Genomic DNA, 10,988 nt, shown 5'->3' with positions numbered 1-10,988 from the left:
ATTGAGGAGAAAACATAATGCCTACCCCCGCTAAGGGTCCGCGCCTCGGAGGCGGTCCTGCCCACGAGCGCCTGATGCTCGCCAACCTGTCCGCCGCTCTGTTCGAGCACAAGCGGATCACCACCACGGTCACCAAGGCCAAGCGTCTGCGTCCTTTCGCAGAGCGCCTGATCACCTTCGCCAAGCGCGGAGACCTGTCCTCGCGCCGCCGCGTGCTGGCCGTGATCAGCAACAAGGGCATCGTGCACGAGCTGTTCACCGACATTGCTCCGGTCATGTCCGCCCGCGACGGTGGCTACACCCGCATCACCAAGATCGGCAACCGCAAGGGCGACAACGCCCCCATGGCAGTCATCGAACTGGTGATGGAGCCCGTTTCCCCGAAGCAGGCCGTGGTGAACGAGGCCGAGAAGGCCACTGCCAAGGCAGCCCCGGCTCCGGTCGAGGAAGAGACCGCTTCGGCCGAGTCCGCTGAGTCGCCCGAGTCGGCTCAGTCCGGCGATTCCGCCGAATCGGCTGAGTCCGCGGAGTCCGCTCCGTCGGCCGAGTCCGCTGAGGAAGCCACCGAAGAGAAGAAGTAGTTCTTCACCTTCACCGTCTGAAGCCCGCTGTTCCCCTCGGGGAGCGGCGGGCTTTTGCGTACCCCGGAGCTATTGAAGGACGACGGCGATACTTCGCGTGGGGGAGCGGCTGCGGTCCTTCCGGCGAGGCTTCGGGCCCGGCCGCCAAGTTGAGACCAGAGCGAAGGCCAGCAGCAGCTCGGCGATGTCCCCGCCGTAGTACATGAGCTCTCCGGCGAGCCTCAGTTCGCCCGCCGCCGCTGGGATCTGGACGAACAGCCCGCCGTACAACAACTGCGACAGCACGGCGTGGCCTGCGACGGCCACACCAAGCACCACCAGCCGTACCGGCACGGACGGCCGCCGGGGCGCCGGGTCGGGCCCGGCGACCACCCACGCAAAGAGGCAGCCTGAAGCCAGGAAGTGCAGATGGATGGCGTGGTGCAGCACTCGATTGCCCATCGCGAGACCGTACAGCGGCGTGAAGTACAGGGCGGCAAGGGCGCCGAGGTTGAGCACCAGCGCAGTCACCGGGTTGGCAACCAGATGCACGGGCCGTGAGCGCAGGACCTTTCCGATCCGCTTGCCGTAGCGGGGTGGCACCGACCTCAACAGCAAGGTCACCGGCGCCCCCAGCACCAGCCCGATGGGCGCGTACATTCCGATCAGCAGGTGCTGGACCATGTGGGCCGGCAGGCCGCCCGGCGGCAGCGGCAAAAGCTGCGGGGTCAGCCCCAGCGCCAGGATCAGCGCGCCTGCGAGGAAGGAAGCCGTACGCCAGCTGCTCCAACCGCGGTCCTCGCGGCTCCGCAGCCACGCCAGGGTCACGTAGACCGCTGCCGCGGCCGCAAGCAGAGCTAGCGGGAGCACGCCGTCGAACAATGATGGTTGGTGCGCATGGGCTGCGTGGGAGGGGATCATTCCCGACCCCGGATTCGGCCGCCGGCCCCCCTCTCACCGGGTGTCGCAACGAGGTCCACCATCCGGCCGGACCGCTGCAACAGCCAGCCGCCCAGAACCAACAGCACTCCGAAGATCAGGAAGAGGATATCGGCCAAGGTCTGATACTCGCCGCTGATCACGTGGTGGATGGCGAGAATGTGGTGGTCGATGAGCCCCTCCACGAGATTGAAGAGGCCCCAGCCGACCAGCATCCAACCCCACAGCGTCCGTGAGGCCCATACCCGTCCGCGAGAGGACGTTACGCGCGAGTACAGCAGCCCCAGTCCGATCAGCACTGCCAGCCAGGTTACGGTGTGGAACAACCCGTCCCACAGCGTGTTCATCTGCAGGCCGTGGATTGTTGTTGCGGGGTAGGAACCGATCTCGATGTTGGCGGTGTCCGCGCTCGTGAGCATGTGGTGCCACTGCAGGATTTGGTGCAACAGGATCCCATCCACGAAGCCGCCAAGCCCAACGCCCAGGACGATGCCGGGCAGGGCGATCCTGCGGTTGTGAGCAGTCGGTGTCCCGGTCCCAGCGCTTTCAACCATCGCTCCTCCGAACTGTGCCAGACCCGCCCGCGGCGCGGGCACTGTTCCCAGCAACATAGACCGAATGGTCCCGTGCGTCGACGGTCAATGGATCGCTGAACATGCGGCTGCCTGCAACTCATCCGGTCGTACGGCAGCTTCCGGATGCTGCGCGAGGCTCCCGGTAGCATTGAACACATGCAACTGAACACCTCCGCCGTCCCTGACCGGGGCGGCGATCTATTGCGCGTCCGGATGGATGTTGCGTACGACGGCGGCCCGTTCAGCGGCTGGGCGCTGCAGCCCGGCAGGCTGACTGTCCAAGGAGCCATCGAGGAAGCGCTGGCAATGATGATCCGCCGACCGGTCCGGCTCACCGTCGCCGGCCGCACCGACGCCGGCGTGCATGCCCGAGGCCAGGTGGTGCATTTCGACCTGGCATCGTGGGAGTGGCACGGATTGGCCCGAGGCCAGGAGATGGACGCCGGACTCGCATTGGTTCGGCGGCTGCGCGGCGTGCTGGCCAAGGTGCTTGGCGGCCGCGTGGGCGCCCCGGTGCCCTATCGGGACCTCGCCGGGGCTGTCGAGGTCAGGCGCGCCGTCATTGCCCCTGCGGGATTTGACGCCCGGTTCTCTGCGTTATGGCGCCGCTACAGCTATCGCATCGCCGACGACGCAGAGCTCTGGGATCCGCTCTCCCGTAACACCACGCTCTGGCACAAGCACGCGCTCGACGTCGACCTGCTGAATGACGCCGCCGGCAAACTTCTGGGCATCGGCGACTTCCTGGCGTTCTGCAAACCGCGCGAAGGCGCGACCACCATACGTGAGCTGCAGAAATTTGAATTCAACCGCGGTCCCGACGGTGTGGTGGTAGCGACGGTGCAAGCGGACGCGTTCTGCCACAACATGGTCCGCTCTCTGATAGGAGCATCGCTGATGGTCGGCATCGGCGAGCAGCCGGCGGAGTGGCTGCGGGACCGGATGCTGGCCAAGGTCCGCGATTCGAAGACCAAGTTGGCCCCGCCGCATCCGCTGGTGCTGGAAGAAGTCCTCTATCCGGACGGCGGCGAACTGCTGCGGCGCGCTGAGCAAACCCGGGCCAAGCGCTCTGACCCTGACGAGGGGTGAGGGGAGTTGCTTCCGGCGGTTCCCCCATGAGCCGCCGGAAGCATTCAACCGGTGTAATCCCGGATCCCCCTGCAGGTCCGTTGGACCGTGCTGGATAACTGTTACATGGCAACGGGTTCAGCTCAAGAGTTTTAGACGTCTGACTTCTCCCACCACTACGGGGATAGGCAAGTGACGACGGAGGTGTTTGCTAGGCCGCCTTCGGCGTTAATTCGGCGCGGAGCGGCCAGTCCTGCCCCTCCAGAATGACCTGCGCGCTAACGCCGGTGTGGACGTTGACCACGATCGGAGCCATGAGGTTCACGGTGGTGCCGGCTTCGCCTGGATTGGCGACGACCAGCACCATGGCGTCCTCGGAGGCGTTGAGATCCAGGGCTGCCCGGTCGTCGTCGGAAATCACGGGCGTGTATTGGTTCAAGTACGTCGCTGCGTCCAACACGAACAGGCGCTTGGCAGGTTCGGCCACCGGCTGCAAGGAATACAAGCCGGCCGCACCATCGATTTCGTCCAAGGTGAAGTCCACCAGTGGAGCCAGCCCCGGGGGAGGAGTGACGAAGGTCAGCGAAGCGCTCATCGCAGGAAGTCCATCAGCGTCGGCTGCAGTACGCGCGCGGTGACCTGCAGGGCTGCCTGGTAGGCCACTTCCTGCATCTTCAGGTCCAAGACCACCTTGCCGAGGTCCGGATCCTCGATCCCGGAGCGGCGGGCTTCCAGCGAAACAGCTTCGTCCAAGTTCGTCTCCTGGGCTTTCAGGATCTGGGCATGGCGGGTGCCGACCTCGGCACGTGCATTGATCACAGTGTTTAGCCGGGCGTCGATGTCGTTGAGGTTTGTACTCACGTCCCCGGTGCCCGTCAGTTTCGCAATCATGGAGTCCAATAGAGCGAAAACCGAGTTTCCGGAACTCCCGTCAGCCGGGTCGCTGCCGAAAACCTTTTCGCCTTCAGCATCGACGCGGACAATCATCTCGGCGCCGATCCGGCGGTCGACCGGGGATTTCGGGCCGGTAAAGGTATAGGGTGCTGCGTTTGCCGTGTGATCGAAGACTGCGGAACCATCCGAGTTGCCCGCAAAAACACTGCGACCCAGGTATTTGGTTTCGGCGGCGCTCAAGAGGCTCTCTTTGATGCTCCGGAACTCCAGGGCGATGGCTTCGCGTGCTGTTTGCGTCAAAGAGCCATTGGACGCCTGAATGGTTAGATCACGGGCCTTGTTCAACAAACCAGTGACTGTTCCCAGGGCTGAATCGACCGTGGTGAGCCAACCGTTGGCGTCGTCGATGTTGCGCTTGTACTGCTCGTTGGCACGCATATCCGCGCGAGTGCGGATAGAGTCGGCGGTGCCGACCGGATCATCTGATGGGCGCGCGATGAGCGATCCCCCGCTTGCCAGCTCCTGCAACTTGGCCATACGCGCCATGTTGTCCTGCAGGTTGCGCTGGGCAAAGCTGCTCATCGTTTGGTTAGTAACTCGTGAAATCATGGGCTACTACCTCCCTACTAATCCGGTCCGATTGATCAACGTATCGAGCATTTCATCGATCGCGGTCATAACTCGAGCCGCGCCCTGATAGGCGTGCTGGTAGGACAACATATTTACGTTCTCTTCATCCATGTCCACCGACGCGTTGGACAGCTGTAAGGTCTTCGCGGACTGCGACGCGATGTCTGCCAGGCTGGCCTGCTGCAGTTCCGTCTTGGCAGCTACACCGATCGTCGTGACAATCTTCTCCCAAAGACGATCGGGGGAGGCTGCACCGATTCCCTGCTGGGACATAAGGTCTGCTATGGATCCATCGAGGGCGCCGTTGCTAGGTCGGCCAGCCTTTAGGTCTGCAGATGTCTTTACTGCGACCGATAGCCCGAGCGCCGCCGGAACGGTATTGTCCTTCGCAAAGAATTCAGCGGGGGTTCCGCCGGCTTGTGCATAGACACCGTTCACAGTGTCGTGAAGTGTGTTGGCAAAATTGTCGTACTTCTCTGCGGCCTGTCGCAGCGGACCATCGCCCTTCGCGTTGCCCAACATGGATAGCGCGCCGGCAATCCTGCCGCCGTCCAGAACCACCGGCATTCCGTTCCGGCTCGGACTTGCCCACTCAAGACGGACGCCTTTGTCGCCAGAGATATCAGTATCCGAGTTGGCGGTGACCGCCATTTCTTGGACGCTGGAACCAGTGACCAAGGCATTGCCGCCGATGAGAACATCCACCTGCCCATCGTTGCCTTGACGGACCGTGGCGCCGGTGAGGGTTGCCAGCCGCTTAGTCAGGAGGTTGCGCTGGTCCATAAGCTCGTTAGCCGAGCCACCGTTGGCGACGGCAAATCGGATCTTTTCGTTCAAACTGGCCACCTGCGACGCCGTGCCGTTGACCTCTGCGGCCATGGTGTCCACATTGGAGCGCACGCGGGAGAACTGCTCACGCACTTCCTGGTAGCCACGCTTGATCATGTTGGCCAGAATGTTGGCTTCTTCCAGCACCACACCTCCGGCAGCAGGATCATCCGGCCGATTGGATAGGTCTTGCCAAGAAGCCCAGAACTCCTGCAGTTGGCTGGAGATGCCATTCTTACCGGGTTCGCGGAGTGAAGTCTCAAGCTCGGACATTGCGCTGGCGCGCACCGCTGAGTACCCGGCCACACCGGCCGAGAACCGCACGCGTGTATCTAGATGCATGTCGCCCAGCCGTGCGATCGCGTCGACAGATACGCCTTGGCCAATCTGCACGCCGCCGGTTAGTAATCCGGTGCGTTCCAGCGCGCCGATCGACGACGTGCTGACCCGTTGACGGGTGTAACCCTCGGTGTTGGCATTGGCGATGTTCTGGCCCACGACGTTCAGACCCTGGCGGGCGGCCACCAGGCCCGTGTACGCGGTGTTTAGTCCGCTGAAGGTGCTCACTGCGAAAACCTCAGATCGTTGTGTCGAACAGCTGGGAACGGTTGCCCGAAACCCCTGCTGTGCCGTGGGAATCGTAAGTCCCGGCGTCGGGATTCAAATTGGCCAACGTTTCCTGGGTGGAGCGGGCCGCGGCGCGAAGGAACTTCTCGTTCACGTCGCGAAGCTCGCGAATCTGCAAGGTCAGCTGGGTCAGTGCCTGCAGATGGCCCTTGAAGATTTCGCTCCAAGGGCCTTCTGGAGCCTGGTCGGTCAGCTCACGCAGCGTGGCCCCTTCCGGCGTGCCCCAATCACGGGCCAGTAAAGCCACTTCTACCGTGCGGGCCAGGCCGGCGTCGCGTAGCCGCTCCAGCACCTGTTCCACCTCGCGAGTGGCGTGCTGCAGCCAGCGGGACTTGCCGGCGGTCAGGAGCAATTGCTCCTCTTCGAGTTTGAAGACCAACAGTTCAAGAAGTTCGCGTTCGTGCCACAGCATGGCGGACAGTTCATGGGCTCCCACGTCAGGCACCTCCCCTGGTTGATTCTGCGGATACGCCCCCACGTTCCGCGTCAAAAGGCCGCCACTAAATTAACTGAAAGTAACGGCACGGCTACATTCCTATCTATCGACCCCGAAAGCCTGTCCGTTAGAAGCATTTGATGATAGGTTTCACCCAGAGATGAATCGTTTTTCCGGGGCCGCACCCCTCGGTGTTTTTCAGAATGATCCATCCACGTAGCTGGGCACGGAGGGGGACATGTCAGTGGAACGTGCTGACCGTAATGAGCTGGTGGTCGAAAACCTCCCGCTCGTCGGATATCTAGTCTCCGAAGTGTGTGCCAAGGCCACCCATCTTTCCCGCGATGACCTCGCCTCCGCCGGCTCCGTCGCCCTCATCACCGCCGCTGATGCCTTCGACCCGACTCTTGGCGTTCCCTTCGGTGCCTTCGCACGACGGCGGATTATCGGCGCCTTCGCAGACGAAATGCGTGCCATCGACTGGGCGCCCCGCTCAGTACGCAAACGCATCAAGGAAACACTTTCCGTCCGCGAAACTCTGACCGCCGAACTCGGCCGTTACCCGAGCGTCGACGAAGTGGCTGCTGCCCTCGGAGTTGACCGCGAGACCGCTGAGGCAGCCCTGGACGACGCATCCCGGACGGTTTCCGCCCTAGATGACACCACGGCTGAACTTCTGGTTTCCGAAACCGCGTCCCCCGAAGGCTCCCTGCTCACTGAGGAACGCCTCACCTTCCTTAAGGCCGCGGTGCACAACCTTCCCCCGAAGATGCGCTACATCGTAGAGCAGATCTACTTCGAGGACCGGTCCGTCAAGGAGATCGCCGAAGAAGTCGGCGCCACTCACTCGGCCGTGTCCCAGCAGCGCTCCGAGGCCATCCGCCTGCTCCGCGACGGCCTGCATACTCACTACTCCGACGACGGCGGTGCCACCTACGTGCCCGAGTCGCGGATTGCGCCCTCCCGCAGGAACGCGTACCTGACCGCCCTGGCTGATCAGACAGTCGGCGGCATCACTCGCTTCACCCGCCAGCCCCAAACCGCACTCTCCTAGACGCGGTGATCGACTAAGGCGCGGGAGCGCCGCATGGAGATTCGGACTCCCGGAATATTTTCTGAATTCTCCTAACCAACCCGCAACTTCCTCCGATAGCTACAGTTGCCAGCCCATGGACGGGCCGGTGAATTTGTACCATCTCATGGAGGAGTTTCATCATGGCTTTCGCCATTAACACCAACGTTGCGGCCCTGAACTCGTACCGCAACCTGTCCAACACCCAGAATGACATCTCCAAGTCCCTGGAGAAGCTGTCCACCGGCCTGCGCATCAACCGCGCTGCCGATGACGCGGCTGGCCTGTCCATCTCCGAGGGTCTGCGTTCGCAGATCAACGGCTACAACGTTGCCGCCCGCAACGCCCAGGACGGGATTTCCGTCGTTCAGACGGCAGAAGGCGCTCTCACCGAGGTCCACTCCATCCTGCAGCGTATGCGTGATCTCGCCGTCCAGGGTGCAAACGATTCGAACGGCACCGAGGCACGCGACGCAATCCAGGCGGAAGCGGATGAGCTCAGCTTCGAACTCCGCCGCATCAGCGATTCCACCAACTTCAACGGTATCTTCCTGATGCAGGGTGGTGCTGACCTGAATTTCCAAGTCGGGGCTGACGGCGAAACGACTACTGGTAACACGATTGCGGTCGCTCTTGCAGATATCGCCGGTGCTACCGGAGCGGATACATTGGTTGCCGCTGCAGATGGGTCGGCCGCAGGTGCGGGCTTCGATGTAACAGATCACACCACCGCACAGACGACCATCGAAACCATCGATGCTGCAATCGGAAACATTTCGAAGCAGCGTTCCGGCTTAGGTGCGGCACAGAATCGACTCGAAACCGCAATCAAGAGCATCAACATTGCCTCCGAGAACCTGTCTGCGTCGGAATCCCGGATCCGCGACACAGATATGGCGCTGGAAATGGCTAGTTTCACCAAGAGCCAGATCATGTCCCAGGCCGGCACCGCGATGCTGGCTCAGGCAAACCAGGTCAACCAGGGTGTGCTGCAGCTCCTCGGCTAGACCGGGTAGCTAACGGCTGAATGCGGCCCGGCAGCGAGGCGAACGAATTGGACCTCACACTCTTCGCTGCCGGGCGTCAGCATTCGCTCTAGTAAACAGACTCTTCAGGAGGAACGGGCGTGGCGTTTTCGATAGGCGGTTTGGTCAGCGGCTTGGACACCGCGACCATGATCAATCAGCTGATGCAGCTCGAAGCGCGTCCGCAGTCCCTTTTAAAAAACAAGGTCTCCAGCACCCAGACGTTGGTCAGCGCGCTTCAGGCCCTGAATACCCGCATTTCCGACCTCGGAAAAGCTGCAAGTCAGACAGCTAAAGCGAACGCACTTGATATCTTTTCGGCGACTAGCAGTTCAGAAAAGGTCAGTGTTTCCGCGGGCGAGGGTGCCAGTGGCGGCTCGGTCGATGTCCGCGTTGTGAAAGTTGCTCAGGCGCAAACTTCGGTTTCCGCTCTGAAGAGCGACTGGCCTGAGGATGCAACAGTCCTGACCATCGCGCTGAAGGACGGGCAGGTCGACGTTAACATCTCCGGCATGACGCTGGCGGAGGTAGTCAAAGCAGTGAACGAGTCGACTGCGGGGATTACCGCCATGAAAGTTTCAACTGGAACAGATCCAGTGACGGGGGATGAGCAGTTCCGTCTGCAGTTTGCGGCTAACCAAACGGGCACAGATAATGCTTTCGAAATAACTCTGTCCCGGGCAGACGGCACTAGGACGAATCTCCTTACCGAACCCGGCGCCGTCTCAGTTAAGGAAGCCCAGAATGCTGAAATCCAGCTGTGGGCGAACACTGCGGCTGCAGAAATCATCTCTTCGTCGTCTAACACGTTTTCAGAGTTACTGCCTGGAGTGAGCGTAAGATTGGCACCTGACGCGGTGATTAATGAGACGGCGACCATCACAGTGAATCGGGATAATGAAGCAGCAACCGCCAAGGCCAAAGAGCTGGTCGACGGCCTGACCGGTCTGTTCTCCTTCATCTCCAAGAATTCATCGGTGAACGTTTCCACGTCCACAGGGTCAACGACGACCAAGGGCGGGATCTTTACCGGCGACAGCAGCGTGCGCGATATTGAGCAGCGCATGATGAAGGCAGCGATCAGCCCAATTGACGGACGCTCGCCGTCGGAAATCGGCATTAGCGTCACCAAGGACGGGTCGATTGAGTTCGATGCCGAGAAGTTCGGCAAGGCCTTAAAGGAAGACTCAGCGTGGGCCGAGAAGGTCGTACAGACGATCGCCGGGCGCGTGGCTACAGCCGCCACAGAGGCCTCGGACAAGTACGACGGCGCGATCACTAAGCGCATCCAAGGCCAGGAATCTTTGGTACGCAGTCTGAACGACCAGGTAACCGACTGGGACACGCGACTGGCGTCCCGGCGCTCCACACTGGAGCGCACCTGGGCGCAGCTTGAAGTAACGCTGAACGGTCTGCAGGCGCAGGGCGACTGGCTGAATTCGCAGCTGGCCACCTTGCCGGCATGGGGGAGCTCCAAGAAATGACACTGACGTACGGGCCGGGCTTCGGAGCCCAGGCAAAGCGGAACCAGTTCCAGCGTGACGCGATCATGTCCGCCACACCGGCACGGCTGCTCACCATGCTGTACGACCGGCTGTTGCTGGACTTGAACCGGGCTGAGGCTGCTCAGCAGAACCAGCAGTGGTCCGTGGCGTCGGAGAACCTGATCCATGCGCAGGCCATAGTGTCCGAGCTGATGTCCACGCTGAAGACCGACGTGTGGGACGGGGGAGAGGGCCTGAAGGCGCTCTACACCTACACGCTGAACGCGATGATGAATGCGAACATCCACCGCGATGCCGCGAGGACCCGCGAGTGCATCGAACTGCTGGAGCCGCTGCGCGAGGCGTGGCACGAGGCCGCTGAGCAGTTGCCTGCACAGTCTGCGCGCCCCGGTGGCCTGGGTGGCGAACTTGGAATTGCCTGAGGTTCCAGAACCGGAGTTTTCCGAATCTGAGCTGCCGGAGAGCGGTATTGCGGCGCGGCACCGCTGGATCGAAGTGCTGGACGAGCTGGAACTGACACTGGCCGGCGCTGCCGAAGCCACGAGCGAGGGCGAGGATCCGGACGCAAGCCGGCGCACCGCCGTCGTGCAGTGGAAGGCGCCGCAGGGGCTGGGGCCGATCCCGAACGAACTGGTGGAGCGGGCCACGAAGCTGGCCGCCGCCCAGCAGGACGCGATCCGCAAACTGCGGGCCGATATGCGGCAGAACCGGCAGGAACTGGCCTTCCTGGATGCCGTTCCCACCCGTGGCACGTCCGGCCAATCCGTCTACCTCGACGTAAACGGTTAACCAATCTCAGATTTACCTAACGCACTCCCGTCTGCGTGCC

At 62.1% G+C, this 10,988-nt stretch carries 13 protein-coding genes; 7 read left to right on the top strand and 6 right to left on the bottom strand.

Features of this window, described 5'->3' with window-relative positions:
* The first annotated feature begins 17 nt into the window (after nt 1-17).
* Nucleotides 18-581: a 50S ribosomal protein L17 gene (gene rplQ / locus AC5RWT_RS18590; RefSeq protein WP_494045925.1), complete on the top strand. Its 564-nt coding sequence runs from the start codon at nt 18-20 to the stop codon at nt 579-581.
* A 69-nt stretch (nt 582-650) separates the two neighbouring features.
* Here rplQ and AC5RWT_RS18585 read toward each other — a convergent pair whose 3' ends face one another.
* Together AC5RWT_RS18585 and AC5RWT_RS18580 are read right to left on the bottom strand one after the other, a co-directional pair.
* A complete protein-coding gene (locus AC5RWT_RS18585; RefSeq protein WP_494081437.1) occupies nt 651-1,430 on the bottom strand; it encodes a cytochrome c oxidase assembly protein in 780 nt (259 codons plus the stop codon).
* Nucleotides 1,431-1,477: 47 nt separating this feature from the next.
* Nucleotides 1,478-2,053 (bottom strand): DUF2243 domain-containing protein, encoded by a 576-nt coding sequence (locus AC5RWT_RS18580; protein ID WP_494081436.1) that lies wholly within the window; start codon nt 2,051-2,053, stop codon nt 1,478-1,480.
* Nucleotides 2,054-2,230: 177 nt separating this feature from the next.
* On the opposite strand from AC5RWT_RS18580, the gene AC5RWT_RS18575 reads away from it, so the two are divergent.
* Complete coding sequence (locus tag AC5RWT_RS18575; protein WP_494081435.1) at nt 2,231-3,163, top strand: tRNA pseudouridine synthase A; 933 nt, start codon at nt 2,231-2,233, stop codon at nt 3,161-3,163.
* 190 nt (nt 3,164-3,353) lie between these two features.
* Here AC5RWT_RS18575 and fliW read toward each other — a convergent pair whose 3' ends face one another.
* From fliW to AC5RWT_RS18555, 4 genes are read right to left on the bottom strand one after another with little or no spacing between them, the layout of a single operon-like run.
* On the bottom strand, nt 3,354-3,737 hold the full coding sequence (fliW, locus tag AC5RWT_RS18570; RefSeq protein WP_494081434.1) for a flagellar assembly protein FliW: 384 nt from the start codon (nt 3,735-3,737) through the stop codon (nt 3,354-3,356).
* Nucleotides 3,734-4,645, bottom strand: coding sequence for a flagellar hook-associated protein FlgL (gene flgL, locus AC5RWT_RS18565; protein ID WP_494081433.1), 912 nt, complete (start codon nt 4,643-4,645; stop codon nt 3,734-3,736). Before flgL ends, fliW begins: the two co-directional genes overlap by 4 nt.
* A gap of 6 nt (nt 4,646-4,651) precedes the next feature.
* A complete protein-coding gene (gene flgK / locus AC5RWT_RS18560) occupies nt 4,652-6,061 on the bottom strand; it encodes a flagellar hook-associated protein FlgK (protein WP_494081432.1) in 1,410 nt (469 codons plus the stop codon).
* A gap of 10 nt (nt 6,062-6,071) precedes the next feature.
* Nucleotides 6,072-6,557 (bottom strand): flagellar protein FlgN, encoded by a 486-nt coding sequence (locus AC5RWT_RS18555; RefSeq protein WP_494081431.1) that lies wholly within the window; start codon nt 6,555-6,557, stop codon nt 6,072-6,074.
* A gap of 244 nt (nt 6,558-6,801) precedes the next feature.
* Between AC5RWT_RS18555 and AC5RWT_RS18550 the strand changes: the two genes are divergently transcribed.
* The 5 genes from AC5RWT_RS18550 to AC5RWT_RS18530 all read left to right on the top strand — a co-directional run bounded on the left by AC5RWT_RS18550 (nt 6,802) and on the right by AC5RWT_RS18530 (nt 10,948).
* Nucleotides 6,802-7,611 (top strand): sigma-70 family RNA polymerase sigma factor, encoded by an 810-nt coding sequence (locus AC5RWT_RS18550; protein ID WP_494081439.1) that lies wholly within the window; start codon nt 6,802-6,804, stop codon nt 7,609-7,611.
* 161 nt (nt 7,612-7,772) lie between these two features.
* Nucleotides 7,773-8,636: a flagellin N-terminal helical domain-containing protein gene (locus AC5RWT_RS18545; protein ID WP_494081430.1), complete on the top strand. Its 864-nt coding sequence runs from the start codon at nt 7,773-7,775 to the stop codon at nt 8,634-8,636.
* A gap of 119 nt (nt 8,637-8,755) precedes the next feature.
* On the top strand, nt 8,756-10,138 hold the full coding sequence (fliD, locus tag AC5RWT_RS18540; protein WP_494081429.1) for a flagellar filament capping protein FliD: 1,383 nt from the start codon (nt 8,756-8,758) through the stop codon (nt 10,136-10,138).
* Complete coding sequence (fliS, locus tag AC5RWT_RS18535) at nt 10,135-10,581, top strand: flagellar export chaperone FliS (protein ID WP_494081428.1); 447 nt, start codon at nt 10,135-10,137, stop codon at nt 10,579-10,581. Before fliD ends, fliS begins: the two co-directional genes overlap by 4 nt.
* A complete protein-coding gene (locus AC5RWT_RS18530) occupies nt 10,574-10,948 on the top strand; it encodes a hypothetical protein (protein WP_494081427.1) in 375 nt (124 codons plus the stop codon). Before fliS ends, AC5RWT_RS18530 begins: the two co-directional genes overlap by 8 nt.
* Nucleotides 10,949-10,988 lie beyond the last annotated feature (40 nt).

The sequence above is a fragment of the Arthrobacter sp. Dra40 genome (assembly GCF_059091905.1).
This window is presented reverse-complemented; position numbering and strand designations above follow the sequence as displayed.